The sequence below is a fragment of the Acinetobacter legionensis genome, assembly GCF_048552295.1.
GTDB lineage: Bacteria > Pseudomonadota > Gammaproteobacteria > Pseudomonadales > Moraxellaceae > Acinetobacter.
This window is the reverse complement of sequence record NZ_JBIMCW010000008.1, coordinates 105,827-126,416: the sequence shown is the minus strand read 5'-3', so window position 1 is coordinate 126,416 and position 20,590 is coordinate 105,827. Positions and strand designations below refer to the sequence as shown.

The 20,590-nt window shown below is 39.3% G+C and carries 38 protein-coding genes and 1 tRNA gene; 2 read left to right on the top strand and 37 right to left on the bottom strand.

What is annotated here, in order from left to right; translation table 11 throughout:
* Positions 1–175 precede the first annotated feature (175 nt).
* The 37 genes from ACG916_RS08630 to ACG916_RS08450 all read right to left on the bottom strand — a co-directional run bounded on the left by ACG916_RS08630 (position 176) and on the right by ACG916_RS08450 (position 19,133).
* The gene (locus tag ACG916_RS08630) at positions 176–592 is read right to left on the bottom strand and encodes a hypothetical protein (RefSeq protein WP_419368173.1); all 417 of its coding nucleotides are present in this window, start codon (positions 590–592) and stop codon (positions 176–178) included.
* Positions 592–1,068: a phage tail tube protein gene (locus tag ACG916_RS08625; RefSeq protein ID WP_034616709.1), complete on the bottom strand. Its 477-nt coding sequence runs from the start codon at positions 1,066–1,068 to the stop codon at positions 592–594. The genes ACG916_RS08630 and ACG916_RS08625 overlap by 1 nt, the downstream gene beginning before the upstream one ends.
* A gap of 61 nt (positions 1,069–1,129) precedes the next feature.
* On the bottom strand, positions 1,130–1,324 hold the full coding sequence (locus tag ACG916_RS08620) for a hypothetical protein (protein WP_419368172.1): 195 nt from the start codon (positions 1,322–1,324) through the stop codon (positions 1,130–1,132).
* Positions 1,325–1,400: 76 nt separating this feature from the next.
* Entirely contained in the window at positions 1,401–1,763 is a 363-nt protein-coding gene (locus tag ACG916_RS08615) for a DUF3168 domain-containing protein (RefSeq protein ID WP_419368171.1), read from the bottom strand.
* Positions 1,760–2,224, bottom strand: a complete 465-nt coding sequence (locus ACG916_RS08610; protein WP_419368170.1) for an HK97-gp10 family putative phage morphogenesis protein — start codon at positions 2,222–2,224, stop codon at positions 1,760–1,762. The genes ACG916_RS08615 and ACG916_RS08610 overlap by 4 nt, the downstream gene beginning before the upstream one ends.
* A gap of 2 nt (positions 2,225–2,226) precedes the next feature.
* A complete protein-coding gene (locus ACG916_RS08605; RefSeq protein WP_419334855.1) occupies positions 2,227–2,559 on the bottom strand; it encodes a phage head closure protein in 333 nt (110 codons plus the stop codon).
* An 8-nt stretch (positions 2,560–2,567) separates the two neighbouring features.
* Positions 2,568–2,858: a head-tail connector protein gene (locus tag ACG916_RS08600; protein WP_004817444.1), complete on the bottom strand. Its 291-nt coding sequence runs from the start codon at positions 2,856–2,858 to the stop codon at positions 2,568–2,570.
* A complete protein-coding gene (locus ACG916_RS08595; RefSeq protein WP_419368169.1) occupies positions 2,855–4,285 on the bottom strand; it encodes a phage portal protein in 1,431 nt (476 codons plus the stop codon). Before ACG916_RS08595 ends, ACG916_RS08600 begins: the two co-directional genes overlap by 4 nt.
* Before the next feature lie 11 nt (positions 4,286–4,296).
* On the bottom strand, positions 4,297–4,461 hold the full coding sequence (locus tag ACG916_RS08590; protein WP_303577889.1) for a hypothetical protein: 165 nt from the start codon (positions 4,459–4,461) through the stop codon (positions 4,297–4,299).
* Positions 4,462–4,546: 85 nt separating this feature from the next.
* Positions 4,547–5,872, bottom strand: coding sequence for a phage major capsid protein (locus ACG916_RS08585; protein ID WP_419368168.1), 1,326 nt, complete (start codon positions 5,870–5,872; stop codon positions 4,547–4,549).
* Entirely contained in the window at positions 5,869–6,465 is a 597-nt protein-coding gene (locus ACG916_RS08580; RefSeq protein ID WP_411171679.1) for an HK97 family phage prohead protease, read from the bottom strand. Before ACG916_RS08580 ends, ACG916_RS08585 begins: the two co-directional genes overlap by 4 nt.
* Before the next feature lie 57 nt (positions 6,466–6,522).
* Positions 6,523–8,184 (bottom strand): terminase large subunit, encoded by a 1,662-nt coding sequence (locus ACG916_RS08575; RefSeq protein WP_419368167.1) that lies wholly within the window; start codon positions 8,182–8,184, stop codon positions 6,523–6,525.
* Positions 8,185–8,191: 7 nt separating this feature from the next.
* Positions 8,192–8,752, bottom strand: a complete 561-nt coding sequence (locus ACG916_RS08570; RefSeq protein WP_419368166.1) for a terminase small subunit — start codon at positions 8,750–8,752, stop codon at positions 8,192–8,194.
* A 150-nt stretch (positions 8,753–8,902) separates the two neighbouring features.
* Positions 8,903–9,226, bottom strand: a complete 324-nt coding sequence (locus ACG916_RS08565; RefSeq protein ID WP_419340071.1) for an HNH endonuclease signature motif containing protein — start codon at positions 9,224–9,226, stop codon at positions 8,903–8,905.
* Complete coding sequence (locus tag ACG916_RS08560; protein WP_419330155.1) at positions 9,165–9,407, bottom strand: hypothetical protein; 243 nt, start codon at positions 9,405–9,407, stop codon at positions 9,165–9,167. Before ACG916_RS08560 ends, ACG916_RS08565 begins: the two co-directional genes overlap by 62 nt.
* A 3-nt stretch (positions 9,408–9,410) precedes the next feature.
* Positions 9,411–9,587, bottom strand: a complete 177-nt coding sequence (locus tag ACG916_RS08555) for a hypothetical protein (protein ID WP_419330153.1) — start codon at positions 9,585–9,587, stop codon at positions 9,411–9,413.
* A gap of 119 nt (positions 9,588–9,706) precedes the next feature.
* Positions 9,707–10,003, bottom strand: a complete 297-nt coding sequence (locus ACG916_RS08550) for a hypothetical protein (RefSeq protein ID WP_419329403.1) — start codon at positions 10,001–10,003, stop codon at positions 9,707–9,709.
* Position 10,004: 1 nt separating this feature from the next.
* On the bottom strand, positions 10,005–10,214 hold the full coding sequence (locus ACG916_RS08545) for a hypothetical protein (protein WP_419330152.1): 210 nt from the start codon (positions 10,212–10,214) through the stop codon (positions 10,005–10,007).
* A 1-nt stretch (position 10,215) separates the two neighbouring features.
* The gene (locus ACG916_RS08540) at positions 10,216–10,386 is read right to left on the bottom strand and encodes a hypothetical protein (protein WP_314341063.1); all 171 of its coding nucleotides are present in this window, start codon (positions 10,384–10,386) and stop codon (positions 10,216–10,218) included.
* Positions 10,386–10,568 carry a hypothetical protein gene (locus tag ACG916_RS08535; RefSeq protein ID WP_419368165.1) on the bottom strand — a complete coding sequence of 61 codons (183 nt, stop codon included), beginning with the start codon at positions 10,566–10,568 and terminating at the stop codon, positions 10,386–10,388. The genes ACG916_RS08540 and ACG916_RS08535 overlap by 1 nt, the downstream gene beginning before the upstream one ends.
* Before the next feature lie 64 nt (positions 10,569–10,632).
* The gene (locus ACG916_RS08530) at positions 10,633–10,992 is read right to left on the bottom strand and encodes a Gp49 family protein (RefSeq protein ID WP_419368164.1); all 360 of its coding nucleotides are present in this window, start codon (positions 10,990–10,992) and stop codon (positions 10,633–10,635) included.
* A 375-nt stretch (positions 10,993–11,367) separates the two neighbouring features.
* Positions 11,368–11,444: transfer RNA gene (locus tag ACG916_RS08525), tRNA-Arg, on the bottom strand.
* Positions 11,445–11,666: 222 nt separating this feature from the next.
* The gene (locus ACG916_RS08520) at positions 11,667–12,239 is read right to left on the bottom strand and encodes a DUF723 domain-containing protein (protein WP_419330428.1); all 573 of its coding nucleotides are present in this window, start codon (positions 12,237–12,239) and stop codon (positions 11,667–11,669) included.
* 79 nt (positions 12,240–12,318) lie between these two features.
* A complete protein-coding gene (locus tag ACG916_RS08515) occupies positions 12,319–12,768 on the bottom strand; it encodes a hypothetical protein (RefSeq protein ID WP_419330429.1) in 450 nt (149 codons plus the stop codon).
* Between the two features lie 9 nt (positions 12,769–12,777).
* Positions 12,778–13,017, bottom strand: coding sequence for a hypothetical protein (locus ACG916_RS08510; RefSeq protein ID WP_151803969.1), 240 nt, complete (start codon positions 13,015–13,017; stop codon positions 12,778–12,780).
* The gene (locus tag ACG916_RS08505) at positions 13,017–13,448 is read right to left on the bottom strand and encodes a RuvC family protein (protein WP_004723594.1); all 432 of its coding nucleotides are present in this window, start codon (positions 13,446–13,448) and stop codon (positions 13,017–13,019) included. Before ACG916_RS08505 ends, ACG916_RS08510 begins: the two co-directional genes overlap by 1 nt.
* A gap of 2 nt (positions 13,449–13,450) precedes the next feature.
* On the bottom strand, positions 13,451–14,029 hold the full coding sequence (locus ACG916_RS08500) for a hypothetical protein (RefSeq protein WP_419328135.1): 579 nt from the start codon (positions 14,027–14,029) through the stop codon (positions 13,451–13,453).
* Positions 14,026–14,445, bottom strand: a complete 420-nt coding sequence (locus tag ACG916_RS08495) for a hypothetical protein (RefSeq protein ID WP_419328136.1) — start codon at positions 14,443–14,445, stop codon at positions 14,026–14,028. The genes ACG916_RS08500 and ACG916_RS08495 overlap by 4 nt, the downstream gene beginning before the upstream one ends.
* Positions 14,438–14,851, bottom strand: coding sequence for a hypothetical protein (locus ACG916_RS08490; RefSeq protein WP_335987253.1), 414 nt, complete (start codon positions 14,849–14,851; stop codon positions 14,438–14,440). Before ACG916_RS08490 ends, ACG916_RS08495 begins: the two co-directional genes overlap by 8 nt.
* On the bottom strand, positions 14,848–15,366 hold the full coding sequence (locus ACG916_RS08485) for a hypothetical protein (protein WP_419330431.1): 519 nt from the start codon (positions 15,364–15,366) through the stop codon (positions 14,848–14,850). Before ACG916_RS08485 ends, ACG916_RS08490 begins: the two co-directional genes overlap by 4 nt.
* Entirely contained in the window at positions 15,363–15,614 is a 252-nt protein-coding gene (locus tag ACG916_RS08480; protein WP_275059751.1) for a winged helix-turn-helix domain-containing protein, read from the bottom strand. The genes ACG916_RS08485 and ACG916_RS08480 overlap by 4 nt, the downstream gene beginning before the upstream one ends.
* On the bottom strand, positions 15,611–16,357 hold the full coding sequence (locus ACG916_RS08475) for a DNA-methyltransferase (RefSeq protein WP_419330476.1): 747 nt from the start codon (positions 16,355–16,357) through the stop codon (positions 15,611–15,613). The genes ACG916_RS08480 and ACG916_RS08475 overlap by 4 nt, the downstream gene beginning before the upstream one ends.
* A gap of 14 nt (positions 16,358–16,371) precedes the next feature.
* Positions 16,372–16,656 carry a hypothetical protein gene (locus ACG916_RS08470; protein WP_419330432.1) on the bottom strand — a complete coding sequence of 95 codons (285 nt, stop codon included), beginning with the start codon at positions 16,654–16,656 and terminating at the stop codon, positions 16,372–16,374.
* A complete protein-coding gene (locus tag ACG916_RS08465; RefSeq protein ID WP_419330433.1) occupies positions 16,653–17,345 on the bottom strand; it encodes a hypothetical protein in 693 nt (230 codons plus the stop codon). The genes ACG916_RS08470 and ACG916_RS08465 overlap by 4 nt, the downstream gene beginning before the upstream one ends.
* Complete coding sequence (locus ACG916_RS08460; RefSeq protein ID WP_419330435.1) at positions 17,338–18,111, bottom strand: YdaU family protein; 774 nt, start codon at positions 18,109–18,111, stop codon at positions 17,338–17,340. Before ACG916_RS08460 ends, ACG916_RS08465 begins: the two co-directional genes overlap by 8 nt.
* Positions 18,111–18,803 (bottom strand): phage antirepressor KilAC domain-containing protein, encoded by a 693-nt coding sequence (locus tag ACG916_RS08455; protein ID WP_419330478.1) that lies wholly within the window; start codon positions 18,801–18,803, stop codon positions 18,111–18,113. Before ACG916_RS08455 ends, ACG916_RS08460 begins: the two co-directional genes overlap by 1 nt.
* Positions 18,804–18,857: 54 nt before the next feature.
* A complete protein-coding gene (locus ACG916_RS08450; protein WP_419330437.1) occupies positions 18,858–19,133 on the bottom strand; it encodes a type II toxin-antitoxin system HicB family antitoxin in 276 nt (91 codons plus the stop codon).
* Between the two features lie 323 nt (positions 19,134–19,456).
* On the opposite strand from ACG916_RS08450, the gene ACG916_RS08445 reads away from it, so the two are divergent.
* Positions 19,457–20,137: a LexA family protein gene (locus tag ACG916_RS08445; protein ID WP_419258645.1), complete on the top strand. Its 681-nt coding sequence runs from the start codon at positions 19,457–19,459 to the stop codon at positions 20,135–20,137.
* Between the two features lie 45 nt (positions 20,138–20,182).
* The gene (locus ACG916_RS08440) at positions 20,183–20,329 is read left to right on the top strand and encodes a hypothetical protein (RefSeq protein WP_419368163.1); all 147 of its coding nucleotides are present in this window, start codon (positions 20,183–20,185) and stop codon (positions 20,327–20,329) included.
* Positions 20,330–20,590: the final 261 nt, after the last annotated feature.

Genomic DNA, 20,590 nt, shown 5'->3' with positions numbered 1-20,590 from the left:
TATTCCCTTGCGTCCTCTATTCGTTCATCCTCAGAAGCATGAGAATTAAAGTAACGAACAAATAATCTTGCAAACTCCTGTTCCAATCGACGACCAAAAAAAAGAGATCCATACTTATCTCGATAGGATCTCCACGTCATTAATTCAGGTCGGGAAATATTAGCTTTGGCTTCAGCTATTGTTCTGCCGCCGATTCCGTTGATAACAAGTTCGCACCAGAATTCTTCTCCCGATTCGAGATCCACAGCTTTCCCGTGAAATTCACCACTTCATCTGCTGCATCAAACAAAGCGCCAATGACTTCAGTTGAAACTAAGCCAGTTTCTTCAACTTTGGAGAAGAGTCTTGTTTCTTCATCTTCATAAATGGTGTGATATAGCAATGCCTTACGGTATTGATCAATCGTTAGCTCAGAATTGTCTTTTAAACCCCATACATCCGCTGTAACCGCAAGTTCATCATGAGTAAGGACCTTAACAAAAACCTCTCCTGAAAACTCTTCCCCTGAGGCACCACGATACTTAATTGGTTTTTTTACAAAAGTACCAACACCAATGGATTTTTGAATCGCCTTTAATGTGAGTTTAGCCATTATGCTTGCACCTTAAATTCTTCAGTTACTTCAGTTTGGCGTTTCATAGGGATTGTATGATTGACCATTGCATCTACAGCGAACACTGGTGAGCCTTTACGCAAGATTGCAGTGAAGTGTGACCATGTGCGAGTTTTAGGCAAATCAATTTCACTCACCAATGTTGGCTCTGCAATACCATCCGACCATCCGACATAAACTTTAACTTCGGCTTTTTCTGCTGCTAATTTAAGCAATGTCATATGTGATAGGTTTTTAGGATCTGTATCAATTTGAATTGAACCTTCACCCGGTGTACTTAAGCCGTATTCAGAAGTTTTGGTACTGGTTTCTTGTAAACAGGTTGTATCAACTTCTGTCGCACTGTCATCCCCAAGTACTAAAGCCTTGATACAGCCCATTTTCGTTAATACAGGTACTGTGCCATGGACAATCCACACATCAGTACCATTAGATAAAACGCCTTTCTTCGCCATGAGTAGATCTCCTCTTTAGGCATAAAAAAACCACCCGAAGGTGGTAGTTGGTTTAAATAATTTAGTTTTCTGAATTTGGTTTAACTGCTTCATTAAAATTCTTAGAAGCATTGTTTAAGGTATTTTTTGTGCGCTGAAATACTTCGCCATCTTCGGTGGCATCAACAGGAATCATTACAGCATCAACAACAGCGGTCACAGGAGTTACAGCAACTGAAATGGCTGCTTTGGTTAAACTTTCAAGCATTCCAAACATGGGTTTCTCCGAGATTTAGGTATAAAAAAACCTCCTCTTAAGGAGGTCTAGGTTAAAAATTCTTTGTGTTTAGCGTTTACCGATCAAACCACCAATTCGCATCAAAGCCACGGCCGAAAATATTGGTATCAGCACAACGCTCAACATGGTTCGGATGTAAATTTGTGATTGTGCAAAGTGGGTCTAAAACAGCACTGATTTGCTTTCGAATATTTGAGGCTCTGGTTGCCTGTGTGTCGTAAACAACCAACTGATAAGTTAAGTGATCTATCTGAGGTGGACAGTCAAGGTTATGGTTTGGCTCACCTCCAATTGTTGACCACACTACATATGGAAATGCTGTTTTATCAGGTGCGATATCTTCATAAATTCGATTGCCAACCAGCGCAATGACCTCAGATGACGCTTGCAGTGTTTTGAAGATTGGTAAAATGTTCATGTAGGACTCGCTAAAGCTTTGTCGATTTCGTCATTCAACATTTGAACAAACTTGTCTGTGACAGGCTGATTATTGTTGGCAAGTGCTGGACGCATGAATGGTACGGCTGGATTATTTACAGATCCAAATTCAACCCAACGCCAGTGCCTCGTATCACCACCACTTAGATTAGGTGGGTTAGGGTTTGAGAATGACGCACCACCTCTCACACCTACTCGAATTTTAATGTCACTTGGATTTCTTGTTTTTCCAGCCTGAACAGAAATGTTTTTCCAAATCTTCTCGCGTGTTTCTGGATCATCAATCAGCTTTGCATTATTACGCGCTGCATCACGAACGATATTCGCTGCCTGTCTTAATGATTTACGAACCATAGACTTTACTTTGCGCGGATTATTGAGGCGTTCGAGTTTGGATTGGAGTTGATCTAGTCCTTGGATATTGAATTGAATATCAGCCATATCTACCCCAATAATTTCAGCTCAAATGTTACATAGATTTCAGCGTTTTCATTGTCAGGTTTAGGTGGTGAAACGATCTGAAAAGTCTGATCTTTCCACAACACACGCATTTCAGTAGTGATATCGGTACGTTTGCGAATCTTTAAGCGCGCATTGGTTTCTGATCCAACAGCCTTGGCAGTCAAAGTATCTTTTACAGATAAAAACTCAACTTTAGACCAAAGCTTTTTGTATTCAGACCAAATCGGCTCAAGTTCATTGTTATATTCATCAACTGGGGTGATTTTGTGCTGAATGGTTACTCGGTGGAGTAGCTCGCCTGCTCGCTGTCCCATAGTTCGCCTCAAATCGCAGTAGGTTTTCGATAATGAAACAATAAAGACTGCACAGGCATTGGAAGATAATTACCGTTTACTGGTGTTTCACTCTCAGCATTACGGTGCTTATCCCAAAATCCACACAACAACAAAATGGCTTGATGAATTGCCTTGGGATATTCAGATTCAAACTCATCAGTGATGTAGTTTTTAACCACTGAATCTGCTGCGTCTAAATATCCCTGCAACATCATGTCATTGTCATCATCGTCATAGCGCAAATGTTCTTTTAGGGTTTCTAAACTAACAATACTCATTCATCACCCCATTTCTTTTGAGCCAATTTGAAATTTTCATGATTAAACTCGCCAGAATGTTCCTTTTCACAGTGCCAAAGTGAACCACTCTTGGTGACAAAATCACCTACTTCATAACTAGATTTTGGATTAAATACACCTTTATACAGAGATTTTGGTTCTGCTACTGGCTGATTTGAAGTGTTGGTTTTACTAAATGGATCTTCTTGTGCATCACGTTTGGCTAATGCTTCCAGTGAGAAGTTTTGCTGTTGAATCATTGGTGAGTCACCACCAGTCACAGGCAAGTATCCTAATTTCTGTCTCGCTTCATTTGGCGAGAAAATACCAGCACTTATACCATCCTTAAAATATGCAATCTTACTGGTTGAATCCATGCGAATAAGAACATCAAGATCAAGGAAAGCTTCAACACCGCGGTCACTTAGGTTTAATCCCTCATCGAGTAGATTCTCTCGCGCTTCAATATAAGACTGTAAGCAATCCGAATAATAGATTTCATTTAAATCTGAAACTTTAGTTGCGCCCTGCACATCTGTTACACCAATCTTGAAAGGTGGAACATTGAAGGCGGTACAAACGATTCGAGCAGACATATTTAGCTGTTCAATAAGTTGGCTATCTGTTGCCTTCATGCCAATGCTGACATACTTGGCACCATCTGATAAAAGGCCAGTTTTACCAACATTAGCGCCACCGTAATTTGCATCCCATTTAGTCTTAACCTCTAAAGCTTTTGAAGCATCCAATGGACCAGGTACTTCAATAACTCCTCCCGGTCTTGAGCCATTTGCAAAGAAATTTTTCGAGTTTCTGAGAATTGAAATACCTTGCTCAGATGCCAATGCACAAGCCATGATTGGGGTTAATCCAACTAATGGATGATAAAGCGCATTAATACGATCATGGATTATTTCAGATGCTGGAATAATCACATTGTCAGTCTGTGTTAGTCGATCATTGCTGAGTTGATAAAAAATCTCTCCATTATCATCGACCAATGTAGTCACAAGATCGGGATTTAGAATAACTAGCCGATACAGCTCACCAAAGGCATCACGCACTTTAAAAACATAAGTGTTTCCACGTAACAATAAGCTTTGTGTCCATTGCTCATTGAACTGTTGCCAATTCTGATAATGATTTGGCTTTCTAAAAACTCGAACTAACTCTTTTGGTGTTAAGGCATCCACCAAAACACCTTCTTTTTTCTTTTTTAACAATACTGGCATCTTGCCAATATCTTTTGAAATAAGACTGATACACGCAAATACAGCATAAAAGGCTGTCATATCTTCACGTGTAATCTCTTTATTTTCCTGCCATGCGCCTGAAAATGGCTCTTGAACAAAAAGACTATTCCATGTGCCAGCATTACGGGCAGTTTGATAGCTCTTTTTACCTCTAAACCAGTCAAAAATACCCATAATTAATGCCTTTATTCTTCAGTTTTAGATGGTTTTGCCTTTGGTGCTGGCTTCTTTTGCTCTTGATAAATCTCAGCAAAATTCAATTTAATAAGGACATTTGCTTGATGATCTTGAATTTCTTTCACATCACCCACTTTTGAGTCATGTGTATCTTTTAAATATTTAATTTTCATAGACTGTTCCCATAGCTAAACATTTTGATTGCTTAGATATGAAAACAGCCCCAATTAAGGAGCTGTTTTGTTTAATCATTATCGATTAAGGTGTGTAATCGATATAGGCTGCCGCAATTGCACGACGTTTAGCCCACGTGATGAACTTCTCTACACGAATAGCAAATTTGTTTTCTTGCCATAAATTGTGAGTCGTAGATCCATCAACTAATGTCGCTTGATCACTGTAGGCCACATCAACACCACCATCTTGAGCAACTAGTAATTCACTCATTTTCACAAGAATTACCTTGTCTCCAATAGACTGTGAAGTGATAACTGGAATACCAAGAAGTGAACGGGCAGCACCAGCAAAGGTCATGCCGTTAAAATACGTATTCCCTAAAGGATCACGAAGCAAAGCATACTGCATTGCACGTGTTTCACTCATAAGGAAATATGCATTATCGGTGGTAAGATTCGCAGCAACGAACGTGGTGATAAGTTTTAGCAAATCAGCTTCAATTTGAGCGCCACTTGTGCCTGATGGTTTAATTGCAGTCACCCCATTCAAGATGCCTGCAGGCGTAACATCTGTTTGTGCTTGTGCACCAAGGAAAGTTGTATCAATTAGAACTTTACTTGCTTCAATCAAATCATTTAACACAAGTTGGTCAATTGCTGGATCTGCTCGACGAAGAAGTTCTTGCGTGTAAACAGTGATTGCAGCAAGTTTATGCTCTTTGATTTCAATACTGCCAAAAGTTGGATTGGTTAAAGGTTTTTTCTGACCTTCGCCAACCCATGAAGCTGTACCACCAGTTAATTGGCCGTTAATTTTCACATTGAATGGAACTGAGCGAAAACCCTTCAATTTATCGAAAATTGTTGCATTGCGAAGCAATTCAAGGAAATCGCCCTTATATGTATCTTGTTGAACTAAAGGTGCTGCAAATCCAGCATCAGTCGTTGTACCAAGTGTTGCTTTTTCAATGTACTGAATCGTGTCTTGGCTATAACCAAGTTGTTTTGCAGCTTCCATAACTGTAAGAATGTTGCCTTGCTTTTGCTCATGGCATGCAAGCATTTTTGCACGGGCAAATTGAGCGAACGGAACACCTTTTGGAAGATTTGATGAAGTAGTAGCAACTGTTTTAGTTGTTTTGCCTTCTGCAGTATCTTTGGCGCCTTGTTCAGATTGACCATCAACTGGTGTAGCTGATTTCGCAGCTTTATCAGCTTCTTCAATCTGTTTGCGAACACGGGCAATATTCTTTTCAATTGCTTCGATTTCTTTTTCAACAGCCTGAATCGCTGCTTCTGTATCTTCATCCGGAGTTTGACCAGCATCTAGTGATTTAGTCATATGTCCTTGAAGTTCAAGATTCTTAGCAGCCAAGGCATCAAGAAGCTGTTTTAAATATTTATTCATACTAATTTTACTCCACCCTTTGTTGGGCTATTAAGTTTTACAATTACGTGCTTTTGCTCAGATGAAGCGCCATCTGAAACGGTTTTCTGAGGTTCTTTGCCCAACGCGGCTTTGTATTCCTCGAAAGCTTTTGAATAATCTGTCGCACTCTCGCGATTGCATGGAATAGTCACAAGTGAAAGCTCATACCACTCCCAATCATTGAATTGGATGCCACCACCTTTGATGAATTCGGCTTGTTCCCAGTCAGCCAAGAAGCCCACAGATAGACCTTTAACCAATCCATATTTAAGGCTTTGATAGGCTTCATCTACTCGGGCTTTTAAGTTGCCTTCTTCGGCGATTTCAGGAATGTGAATTTCAACTTCAATCCCTTTATCTGTTACCTTTGCATCAATGACCTGACCAATCGGGGCACTATGTTCATGATGAAAAAGTAAAGGCAGTGGCAATTCAAACTTGGCACCACTCGGAACCATGATGTCTTTTGCTCGATCTGAATTAGGTGTGCTTGCTATACCTTTAAAGGTTCGCTTTTCATCATTTGTGCTTTTAATTTCAAAAGAGCCAAATGATTTTTTTAGAGCTGGCATCTGGCTCTCCTTAAAATGAAAAACCGCCAGTTAAGGCGGTTATTGAGTTGGATTTATTTAAACGAAAAACACGTTATATTCTTTCTGCACTGGCTCAGGATTCATACTCATCAAAGCCACAGCGTTAAATGTCGCAATCAAAGGGTCTATCTTTCCTACACCTGATTCTTGCTTTGTTATACGCATACCGTTTCCAATCATAACAACTCTAGCATTACCTACCGCCCAAGTCATAAGATCCTGTCCAGCGTGCCACAAATACCCCTCTGCAAGCTTTCTTTCGGTTGTGTGTATATACCCCATTAATCTATACCCTTGCGGCACAGCAACAAGATAATCTTCTGGTATTCCAGCTTCTAATAAGCCATCAACCAACCCACCCATACCCTCTTTGTCCAAGCCCATCTTGTAAAGTTTTCCACTATCGAAAACTTTTTTAGCAATCATGCCAAGTTGATCAATATCATCACCAATCTTGTCAACAATGGTTAAGCTGCCTTCATCCTCAAAATCTCTGTACTTTGGATTAATGCTTTTTCTTCGATCTAACGCGACTGTATTCGCCCATGCATGATTTCGTAACCACCAAATACGTGGATTGGATTTTAAGCGACCCAGCACAGCATAGCCCAATAAATCATCCAATCCACCGCCATCTACTCCGATGGTAATAACATCGGATTGATCTATAAGCTCATCTAAAGTGAATTTTTTAGATTGCTGTAACCAAAACTCAGCGCCTGCCCACCGATTTGCACGAAGGCTCATGCCTATTTCGACATTTAAACGCTTGGCTAGAAAATCTCGGAAATTTTCCTCATCTGAATCTTTAGATTGTTCAAAGTCATCTTTTAGCTGTTCTGGATCTACAGAAGAACCATAGTTCGGATTGGGAATATGAAAGTTTTCAGGATTTAGATGTTCTTCATCCTCAATCATTTTCTTTGGAAACTCATAAATCAAAGGTAGAAATTTTCTGTTCTCTTTGATTCCATCTCTTATATCACGCGCATAATCCAATTTTTGTTTGAATACACCACAAGGCACTTCACTTGATTGTGTTGTTAAGTAAATCACACAACCTTCAGGACGACTCGCTAAACCACCTGTTGCTTCACGAAACATAGCAGCAGCGCCTGAATTCTTTTGGAACAAATGAAGCTCATCAATTAGAATCCATGACGCCTTTTTACCACCAACTGTATTAGATTCAGCAGCTACGACTTTCAAGGTGGCATTGGTATTCCTGTGTGTAATTGTTTTTGTAAATTCTGAAATATTTAAGAGTGATTTTAATTCAGGATCAGCATTAATCGCTTCACGAATTGGCACATAACTATTGTCTGCAACTTCTTTGGTCGGTGCCAAAATAATGAGTTCTGCGGCTTGACGATCATTCATAATCAAGGCCGTAAGCATGATGAATGCTGCCAACGTTGATTTAGAGTTCTTCTTAGGGATAAGTAGGAAAAACTCAGTGATCAGTCTACGACTTTCATCCTCACTATAAGCACCAAAGATTGCAGATACGAATTCAAATACCCAAGGTCTTGTAATTTCACCCATTGTGGGCTGACCCATAACATCAGTGACAATCAAGCTTTTAAAAACATCTAAAGCCATTTCGGCTTCATCTTCAAACAGCGGCTTACATGGAATTAAGGATTGACCTTTGACAATCTTCTTTTCCCAATCTTTGCAAGAAGTTGTCCATTCCATAAATCACCTAACTATATCGTTTTCGTGCCGCCCTAGTTGCAAACTTACCTGCACCGCCAGCAATATCTCTTGCTTCATCTTTTTGAGATTCTTTTTTACCCTTGGTACCAACTTTTCCGTGCACATAAGGCATAGCCGCTTGCGCTGCTTTAAGTCTTAAATCTGGATCTTCATTTTTATCTGTCCAGATTGTTTTTAAGTACTCAAGCGGATCATCAATACCACCTATGGCAATATCATCTCGCCCAACAAATTGACCATTCGCCTGTTCAACTTCGGGTTCAATGCGCTCAACACTCACAACTTCAACAAAGTTTTCAGCTTTAACTTTTTCTTTCTCAGCTTTAACTTTTTCTTTCTCAGCTTTAACTTTTTGAGTGTCAGAAGTTAACTTTTTGTCAGCCTTTAACTTTTCGATATAGCTGATAATGTCGGGGTTTTTAGCAAGTTTTGCCCCTGCTTGTGCTGCTGTTTTTTCTGCATAACCTGCTGTAATTGCAGAATCTTTATTGCTTAGACCACTAACTACAGCCTGAGCAAATTTTCTCATTTTTGCAGTTAATGACATAATTCACCTTTAACTTTTGAGTTAACTTTTTGATTAACTTTTTTTGAAAACAGAATTTTTTTTGTAAATGAGATGGTGGGCGGTCTAGAAATTTTCAAATATTTCAAGATTTTACCTCCCCCCTGCCAAATGATAATAATTCTCATTAAATTATTGATTTTCCTCAGATTGTTTTACTGAGCTGTGACAAGAAGCACAAAGGCTTTGATGGTTCGTAGTATCCCAAAACAATGTCTTATCGCCTTTGTGTGGCTTGATATGATCCACTACAGTCGCCTCTGTAACCTGTCCTATTCTTTCGCAATAAATACAAAGCGGATTCAACTGTAAAAACTTCAAGCGATACTGTTGCCACTTATAACCATAGCCACGTTGAGTAGATGATTTGCCATCACGCCATGAAGTTCTTAATTCATTCTTGGGCTTGGGATTGATTGTCTGTAGCTTGGTTTGTAATCGTTGCAGTTTCATCATCACCAACTATCTTATTGATTCCACACAATCCAATCTTGACGATTGCGTGTAGTGGTTCATCTGGTTTATTCACAATCTCACATGACAATTGATCAGCTAGAATCTCACCAGTTTCAGCATCATGAATAGCAACGCACTTCTTATTGTTAGCTACCCGTTTAAGTATCAAAGCTCTTCGCATATCTCACCCATCCAAATAACCAGAACTCTCACCCTCACTATCCAAATCCAAATGCTCAAGCAGATGATTAATCTGTGCTGCCTGTTCGTTGTTGATCTGAATGAGTTGATTGTTCTGCTCGATCACCTTGTTGCTTTGTTGCATCACTTGTTTGTTCTGTTCGATTAGAAGATTGTTCATCTCTACCAGCTTGACCAGTAAGGCGCTGCAAGCACAACCGCATTCGTTCTTTTGCTCGTTCACTTTGTTTCCTTATCCATTCTCGACGTTGTTCACAGCCTTGGCATGTCATACGCACCTCAAACTATGCTGTTATTATTCTTGTCCCACATATCTTCATAGCGATCAAAAAAGTCTTTCTTGCTCATAACTTCAATTTGTTTCGATGAATTAAAAATAAGAACATCATCCTTACCAGTAATTTGGCAGTGATATATGTCATGAACAACTACATGATGCTTACCAATGAACAAGCAGGATTCTTCAAATTTCTTTTTAATCCATACAGGTAGCTTACCAAAGTCACTGGCTGCTAATGAAACCACTCGATCAACACTAATTGCATCTACTTCATGCATCTTTGTTTGGAATTTCATATCAACCACCAATAAACTTTCTTAAAGTTTCCAATCGATAATGTGTCTGAGGATTGTGAACACCAATGATGCACTTATCTGTACAGTAGCCATGAACCTTAAAATGCTCATTCCACTCATCAACGTAATAGACTGCATCATCATGGGCGTTATCTAGAATGTCCTGAATCTTCTCAACACCTAAACGCTCAATAAGTTTTTTATGTTTCATATCAATCACTCAACATACTTCTAATTGCTTTAGTTCTTTCTTTTAACTGACTAATCTTTCGATCAATGACAATCATTTCATCACGAGTCATAAGGCCACGAGATAAGCTTTGATATTTACTGATCTCAGATTCATATCGCTTGAGATTGCTTAGCGCTTCGGTTCTGTCCATCACAACCGACCTTGACGTTTATACTTACGTCTTTTTGCTTGGCTGATCTTGTTGGGTTTTGATTTTCCTTTTACTGGCTCTCGCCATGTAATTGAATCCCAATCACTTGCACTTCTCTGTGCAGGTTCGGCAAACGCTGCGCTCATACCTAATGCTGCTAATACAATTCGACCTAAACGCATGGCTTTCTCCAAGACAAAATAAAACCCCTTTCGGGGCAAAGGAAACGTAGCTAAAGGTTATGAATTATTTATTTAATTCAGCATGATAAAGCTTTTCTTTTAGAAGATAGCCTTCCAGTTGCCAAATTTTGTTGCGGGCATTTTCGTATGCAATCTTTTGACCAATAATTCGATCATAGTTTTCAGGACTTGCACAAGCTGACTCACCTGTGACTGTAAAACCATTTTCCAAGGTTAAAATGCAAATGGTTAAACACGGGGTGCTTTTATCACTTTCCCAATCACCAACAGCATAAGCAGGTTCAATATCACCTGTTAGGTAACGAATTGCTCTGACTTTTGAATCAATAAGATCAGGCGTTAATCGAGGTGCATTCAAGCCTTTGTCTTGAATTTCTTGTTCAATTTGTTTTTCGTTTGACATCCCACTTTCCTCTAGGCATTAAAAAACCACCGTTGAGGTGGTTAAAGGTTTCGAATTCGAAAGGTTTAAAATGGTGTGATTACACCTAATTAAGGGTGACATTTGATGTCATCCCCCTTAAACATACATTTACCCTGCTACACGTTTTGCGCTTATCAGCTATTCGGAATTCCCGAATAGTTCAATTTTAAAGATGAAGTGACCGATTAGAATTGCCTGATCCGCTATACAGCATAAATCACTTCTCTTTAAAATCTAAATAGGCCTAACCTTCCCACACTTCCGACACTCTCTCACTGTAAAGAAATCTGAATATTCCCATACGTGACGGCAGAAGATTTGTTTTATTCGGAGCATGTTGTTCTCCTTAGAATATGGCACGCCATGTAGGGTTCGAACCTACAACCATTGGTATAGAAAACCCATGCTCTATCCAGTTGAGCTAATGGCGCAAAAAAGGCGCTGTTACGCACCTTTTAATTTTATTATGACCTGCAGTCTATTTTTATGCTAAAGCTAAGCGTTTCATGGCTTTTCTCCCATTATTCGCTTGTGCACGTCACAAGCACCTTTATAAAATTTTAGACAAAAAAATACCCACGTATTGGAATAGATGGGTATATGAAATTTAAACTGTGTGGATTACCATAACTTCGTCCACTATAACACGAATACTATATGTGGCGTTTAAACAAGTCAACACTAATTATTGAAGATACTTCAATTTTATCTCTTATTGGCTCAATTGAGCTAAAGCACTCAGTTGAACTCCCTGCAAAATCAATCTTTGGTTTATAGGAGAATTGCTTAAGCTTTCTTTTTAAAATTGCTTCAAACCTGTAAAGCTTTTTGCGGTCACCAGTAAATAAGCTTAATACCTCATATTCATAAGGCATTAAATTTCTTTCTCCAAACCTAACTTCTAATGTTTTTGTTGTAATTCCAACCTTATAAAAAATTTCATTATTTCCTTGGCAACGTATCACATAAACCATTCCATCATGATCCATTAGGCTTTGATCATTACAAGCAGTACAACCTCTTCCTGCAAGCAGTTTTTTAGCTCGTGTTCTAAATACTCCATGTTTGGGACAAACAACCTCAACCACAGATCTTATTCCTGACTTGAATTTTGTTAATGAGAAATCATATCCAAATCCCTCATAGGATAATTCACATAATTTCATAAAGTTTTCATGCTGACGTTGCATAGCATCCGCAGCACAAGTATTATTGCGCACAGTCATTTTGGAGCCTCAATTTCAATGTGATTAGAGCTTGAAAGGTGTTGGTAGCACCTCTCAAGTTCGCTCAATAATTATACCATTAAACAACATAAGCTAATGATATTTTTAATCTTTTATCATGAGCATGTAAAAAATATCTAGCACAACCAACTACAATATTCACCTGCCCTTTAGACTGATTAGTAATCTGAGCCACAGCACTTAAACTTCGATTTTCAACCTTATGCTTAACCAAACACATCACTGCATACTTCGCCTGATAATCCACTGAATCACTTTTAAAAATACTTCTCAGCAACGCCTGTACCTGCTCTGCCTCAAAGTCGCTAATCTCACAACGGATATAACACTTCGAGTTACGTGGCGTTTTATCTGCTTCACGAATCAACCAATAGATCTGATTAACATGTAGACCATCAGGCAATTCACCACCTTTTAAACGAGCGGTTTCACACCAAGCACCAAATTGCTCAAGCCATCCATCAATTGTGTATTTAGACCAATCCATAATTCTCACCGCTGCGTTCATAATTGCCCCTTAAACCAAATTCACATATTTAAAAAAGTACGTTGTTCCATCAGGTTGTTTAATCGAAATGCTTTCACCTTTCTCAAGGGTTTCTATTTGATTTGAACTTAGGTGTTTACCTGCACCTGCAATAAATTGTTCTTTGTCATTAAACTTAGCCTTGCCGTAAATGTTTTTCCCATCTTCTTGCCAATGCTCAAATAGCCAGTAGCATCCTCTTGAATAAAATGCCCAATCATATTCGCCCATCAAACCATCCCCCAAATCAACATACCTGCATCACGCTGCTCTTGATTCGTTCGACCTTGCCAGCCTGTGATGCGATTAAATTCTTCTGAATTCTTTTTGGTTTTGGTTGGTCTTACTTCAACCACTGCCAAACCGAAAGATTTCGCCATTTCTACAAGTAATTTGCCTGTTGCATGGTTCTCACCTACATTCTTAGCAATTCGCTCACCTGCACGCTTAGATTGACCAATACGACTATGTAGATTTGATTTTTTATTCATCCACCCTGCTTCGATCACCACTTTCTTGATCTGATCTTGATGACTGCGGAATAACTCAACAGTTTCAGCAAAGGTTAAATTCTTCAGCTCGAATGACTGTCCTAAGACAGCCACCCCCGATTTTTCTAAGTCTGGATCGATGCCGATGATGAGGGGTTTAGGAATTTGCATTGTTATTCACCTTGAACTACATAATTAAAAAGTTTTTCGAAAGCAGACTTTGATATTTGTTCTTTAAAACGTAATGCTTGCCTTTTGATTTCACTTTCTTTTGCATTTTTATATGCAATCCATGCTTCTAATTCACTTTTAAAAGTTCCGATGTAAATTTGCCTCCCATCTACCCTTAGCTTTGCTAAATAAGTCCCATATCGTTTATCTAATGAGACACCTGAAGGTAATTCCCCTTTATTTGATTTCAGATTGGTGATTAAGAGATTTAATGATTTTGGTAAAAAACAACATGTGCTTGGGCTATATATTTTATTCTCACCAGATAGAAGATCCTTATCTAACTCATAGTCAGGCAAATTAAATCCAATTTGTTGATTACACCAATCATAGAAATATGAGTATTTTTTAAAATCATCTGAGATTGTACAGCCTATATAATTTGGCTTATATTCATGAAATTTCTTGGAATAACAACGTTTCAACATAGCAATCCAAAGAGCATATTCTTTCACAATAACTCCATCTGTAGAGGAGACTCTTGCTCTATCATTTATACCAACACCATAAACTAGTTTCATGATCGATCCCCTTGGAAACCTTGTAGTGCTTTCTCTAAAAATCTTACACACCAATCAACACCTTCGGATTGACATATGCCAACAGGATCTTTATACCCATCACAATCCTCTTTTAAACTTAAAGCCTGTTGACGCATTTGAAACAAAGCTGCTTCAATCCGCTTGTCTTTCTCTTTTAACTCATTTGCGATCTGAACCTTGATGTCACACTCTCTTTGATGTGCTTGAGCAAAGGTTTCTATATCTGCGTATGCTTGGTCTAGCTCAGCCTTTCGGGATTGCCAAGCGTCACTTTGATCTTGAACTTCCTTGACCGCATAGAACCAAGTGCCATCATTATCTTGAAGTTTGTGTAAAAGAACTTTTGCTGATCTGTTTGGGTATTTTTTGACAATAAACTCTTCAAACTTATCCATGACGTTCTGCCTCCACTCTAATACCCTCAAACTCTTCATTGATAACCGACATTCCACGCTCAATTGCTGCTTTGCTTGGCAATTTTTTGAAATCAATTGTGTTTACTTCATGACAGTGTTTGCACATGAATTTGCTTTTATTTTCAAGCTTCTTAGTGATTTCCCTAGCCTCAGACAACATTCGATTATTTCGTTCAGTTACTTGGTTGAGATGCTTTAAATATTTAGATATCCACCAGATTGGATTTAATTTAGTTTTGCAATCTAGGCACAAAACTTCGTTATCTTCTTCTGAAATTTCAATGTGACTATGCTTACACTCAGCACGTTGAAACACTCTCTCAAACTTAATGACTTTCTCATCGTCTTTGATGTTTATGATGTGGGTTTCTGGATATAGGCTCATAAATCCACCAACTTCGTACTCGGACTAACATGATTGCGGATGTCTGTGGCGTTGTTTGTGTTGTCGCAATCAACAAGTGCGTAATTGTCGCCATAACAAAAATCAATTTGTCCTAACCTATTTTTAATCTTGTAGCCATTGCCACCAACTGGCATTGAATCAAAGCCAACTACTTCAAATATCTCTGGATGTGGTGATTTTCTATCAATTCCCATATAGCGAATATGGTCGCCAATTTTGAACTCTCGGTCATGCTCTACAATGGCGGTGCGGAGGTCGTTTAAATCCATAGCTAAATCCATAGGATCTACTTTTCCGAAATACTCAAGCCACTGGTTATATCCATTACTCCATTTAAACCACTTGCCATCATCTCTTTTAGCGAAATACATAACGTCTTCAAGGCAAGGAATACATACTTCTGCGCGTCCAGGCGCACCCTCTACAATCTCCCTCGCCTTCTCAATCCCACCCACTTTCTCAATCAAGTTTTCAGAGTTGTTTATAGTTGTCATAGTGCCACCTTAAATAATTCTTTTGCTTTGTCGGTTGGTTCGTAAAAGATCGTTGTGTTATATCCCTTACGACGTTTGCTTTGGATAAATCCAAGTTCCTCTAAATCTCTTAAATATCGTTGTGCTGTTCTGATTTCTTTATCCAAAACTTTTTCAGTTATGTCGTATCGATTTACTGCACGAGAGTTGAATGTGATAAAAATCAAAACACTCAACATTTGATCAAAGCATTCAGTGATTTTTCTCATACCGCCACCTCGAATAAGTCAGGCTGTCTTTCTTTCTCAATTCCAGCCGATGCAATACGCTCTTTAGCAATTTCGAAATACTTTTCTTCTTTCTCAATTCCAATAAAGTGACGACCAGTATTTACGCAAGCTACGCCAGTGGTACCGCTCCCCATTGTGTTGTCTAAAACAGTCTCGCCATCGTTTGTGTATGTGCGAATTAAGAATTCACAAAGAGCAACTGGCTTTTGTGTAGGATGAAAGTTTGATTTCTGCTTATCACTGCTAAAAACTTGTACTGAACGTGGGTACCGTTCAGTTGAGTCGTAGTCCTTGATATTTAATTGTTTGCCATAATGTTCAGAACCAATGTCTTTGCGTTTTGCGGTTTTTCGCTCATGCCCATAAGTTTTTTGTGCGTTATATGTTGGTTGTGATTTATAAAAAACCAATGCATTTTCATGAGCTCTAAGTGGTTGCAACTTAGCATTCAAGAAACCTGTAGCAGCTGGCTTTTCCCAAATCCATTCATACTTAAACAATTTAAGATTTGAGCAAGCAAGTACTGCTGTGAAAGGTTGAGCGCCAAATAGAACAATTGCCCCATTAGGTTTGATCACCCTCTCATACTCAGCCCAAAGTGGTTCAAATGGAATTACAGCATCCCAACTGCAGCATGTTGTGCCATAAGGTAGATCACAAAGAATCATATCAACGGTACCGCTTTCGATTTCTTTCATGCGCTCGAGACAATCACCAAGCATTAGATTGAAGTCTCTCACACCCCACCCCCTACGCTTTTCACGTCTCGAATGGCTTGAGCTAATCCCTTAAAACCAAAACCCAATTCATTTGCCCAAAGCTCATCTTCTTTGGCATTTTCCAAACCACCATGCTTTTCCACCAACTCATAAGACTCGACTAGACGTTTTAGGTCTTTGCGCCTACAAATAATAAAACCAGAATCAATATCAAAAGCTCTAGAAAACTCAGTGATAGACAGCCACACTGCTTTTTTTGATCTTTCCCACCCAAACTTTTTCACAAACTCAACCGCATTCATACCTGCTCCCCTTGCATCATTGGCTTCACGACACCTCGAACTTCCATTTGAGCTTCTTGAAATGCATCCTTCCAAGACTTGCCAGTTGCCATAATTTTTGTTGTGAGATCAGCAATAGATTTCTGCTCATCCGTTAGATTTGATTTATAAGTTTTAGGAATAAACTTCACTGGTTCTTTTGAGCCAATCATCTTCGGTGGCACATACCACTCTTGCTGACGACCTTGCATCTGAGCTTTGGCTAGATAGGTCTCATAGATCGATTTGAACTGCTTGAAAGCCTCCTTCATGCTTCCCTGCTCAACCAGCCAGTAAACCGAGTCCCATGCCTTTTTGGTCAGGGTAGTAACTTTCAATTTCCCTTCCAGCAACTCAAGCTCAGATTGATTTGAATAATCACAAGCACGTTGCCAAGCCTCTGTTGCTGTCCACCAGCTGCCAGCCATACACCAAGTTTTAAAATCAGAAAGTGTTGGGCAGAAATCACCTGATCCAGCTTTTGCATTCAGTTGAGCCATGCCCTTTTGAAATTGTTCATCAGTCAACATTGCCAAAGCACCGTTGATGATGTTCAGAATGCGATTCAGGTCAGTCATGCCGTTAAATTGGCTAATAAACTTGTGTCCATACATCACTTGCATGATGTCGTAGTATTCGCGTGCCTTGTCTAAGGCGATCCCGTTATGCACGACCCACCTCCTCAATCAGTAATGGCTTTTTTGGCTCACCAACATCAATCACCTGTCCTTGCTGTTGATCTAACTGCATACGTTGTTCAGCGAGAATCTGAGCTGTGGTTTTGGTGATGGATTGTTGTTTTTGAGGTTGATCTTGATTGCGCATAATCCATTGAACAAATTTCACTAGCGCTTTGTTATCAACCATGGGTTGATTTGCGTAGTACAGCTCGAACTGTGGTTGCAGTTGGTCAATATATTTCTGGTCAACTGGTTTACGTCCAGACTTCAATAAATTCGCGTTCACATAATCGAGATCGAGCGTATATATATATTGGTTACTGGTTATTGGTTCATGGTTTATGGTTAATGGTTCTTGGTTTATGGTTAAGGTTTTTTGTGGGTTCCCAGAATTAACCGAATGGGTTTCTTCTGGGTTTTGTTGTGGGTTTTCTTTAGCAGGTCGACCGCCTTTATTCCCGTTTTTTCGATTAGATTCAGCTTTTGCGTGAAAAGCTTTGATCTCCAACTCACAGCGATTGTGTAGCCAACCATTTTCTGTTTTCACAAAAAACTCATTCAGCACATCGCGCACAGCTTGCTTTTCTTCATCTGTACGAGCCAAAGCAACACGAAATAGTTGACGCTCATCAAGCGGAAGTGGCTTCTCATCCATGTAGTAGGTATCTAAAAGCCAGCCGTAAACACCATGCTCAAGCAGTGTTAGATGAGAGGTTGCGCCTCGATAGTCACCAATGTTTTTCTTGTAGTAATGCATTACACCACACCTCTTAAATTAAACTTAGCCAACTCCCCAGCAATCCACTCGATACCTTTTGGTGTAAACAAGGCGTGATTAAATGCGTGACCTGAATCACTTACGCCTGTTTTGACATGGAATCGCCTTGCATCTACATGGTTTTGGTATGCAGTCCACTCGCCATTGAGCTTGTACATAATTCGGTTTGACTCTAAGAATTCACGGAACTTGTATTCCTTGATCTGCAATAGCTTTGCAACCTGACGGAATGTTTTATTGCCATCGCCTGCAACGTATTTATCAACGAATGCGACTTTTGGAGCTGCGATTTCTAACTGGTGAATTACAGCTTGCTTTTGCTTTTCTTCTTCAATCCATTTTTTCGCGCGTTCGATTGGGTCGTCGATTGCGTAGGATGGTAAACTGACTTGAGACTCAAGCTCACGCCAGCGCTGTAAAACCGCATGACGTAATTTAATGCTGTAACCAGTGATAAGTGTTTCAACTAAGTCGCGAGTAAGCATGTATTCGATGTATGTTTGACTGTTTTGGGGGTGTGTCCAAGGTTGGGCATACCCTTCTGGATCCAAACCAAGTTCAACAAACATCACTTCGCAGTCGCGTTTTACATGGCGTGCCTCTTTGCCAGTTAATTCAGCAACTTCGCGATGGCTCATTCTTTTTTGGTTTCCACCAAATTGTGCTAACATATTCACTGTTCATTTCCCTCTAGGTTTTGAATATATGAAGCCTGATCTAAACCATCAGGCTTTTTTAATGTCTAAATCCCCGTGAATCCCTTCCGATCCCTCTCCAAAGCTTACGTCTGTAGACAGATCCCTTACTAAAGCTCCCAATCCCAAGCGCTCGAATGATTTTGCTTGTAAATTAAGTACATGCCACTCACCGACGATTTCCTTCTCTAGGAGATACGCCAGGTATTGAGCAAGGTCTTTACCCTTAATTTCGGCAAGTAGTTTTGCCCGCTCATGGATTTCAGGAGACAAGCGAACATGTGTAGATTTCTTTTCAAGACTCATAATTTTTACCTACTTAGGGAGTCCGACTTTCAGAAGTATTTCTTTAGAAACCTTCCCCTTTGTCTTCGTCTCGATAATTTCTGAATAATTTGTTTGTCCGGTGTACTCGGTACGTGGTAGCGAGTCCTTCTCAATCCACTTGTACATAGCTCTTGGAGTTTTTCCGATCCAAGCAGCTACTGTGTAGACACCGCCAGCATCATCAATACACGACTTTAGGTTCATTTTAACCTCCAATATGAACTTATGGTTCAACTTTAACAAGAACTGATACTTCTTTCAAGAAGTATTAATATGAACCTATGGTTCTTAGGTAATTAAAAATGACTGATCATTTGGCTGAATTCTCAGATCGACTTAATGAAGCGCTCGAAAAGAAAGGTTTGCCCGTTCGTGGAAGGGCGACTGAGTTAGCTAATTATTTTAAAATCACACCTAAAGCCGCAGGAAAGTGGATAAATGGGGAAGCCCTACCTGACACAAAAAGAATTATTGATTTATCAAAGTGGCTAGGTGTTGGTGTTGAGTGGCTTCTTACAGGAAAAGATGCGCCTGTAAAATTGGATAACAATGTTGATTTGTCCCAAAAGATTCCTCTTGAGGGTCGTCCTGTTCCTGTTATTTCATGGGTAGCTGCTGGATCTTTTGATTCAATCGAAACCATCCTGAAAGACACGAAAGTTGATGAACATCTTCCTCCACTCAAAGAGTGTGGTAAGAATGGTTATGGCCTTATTGTTGTTGGGAATTCTATGAAGCCTGAGTTTAAGCCAGGCGACCGAATCTATGTAAATCCCGACATACAGACTTTTGATTTAAAAACCGATGATCTGGTGATTATTGCTTGTAGCGGAGACACGGAAGCGACATTTAAAAAATTAATCATTGAGGGTGGTGATAAATATTTGCAGCCACTTAATCCGAACTGGCCCGAGCAAATTATCAAGCTGACAGAGGATTGTCGCTTGGTTGGCAAGGTTGTTGGTCTACATAGAAAATTTTAAGAAATAAAAGCCGCTATATGCGGCTTAGGTGTTTTATGGGGGTGTATGGAATTTAGTAATTATATTATTTATGTAAATGAGATTTTAAGTAGACAAATCAAGGAGGCTTCTAAACCTCATTGGACTGTTTATTTGGGTCTATTACTCGCATTTATTGCTGCCGTTACTGGTGTAATTGCAATTATTAAATAAGGGCTTAATATTTTTTAGGGGGTTTTCAGCAATTCTTTAAAATTAAAACCAAAAAGAATAGATCCTAACCAAAGAGAAAATACAGAAATATAGGTCAGTAAATCAAAAAGAAAAATGTAAGCAACAATAGCTATTAGTTGAAATATGAAGCTTATAACTAAAAGTATTTTCATTTAACAAACTCCATCTAACCCGACCCTCTGTCGGGTTTTCTTTTGTCTATTAAAACATAAAGATGAACAAAAAGTTCAAATAAATGTA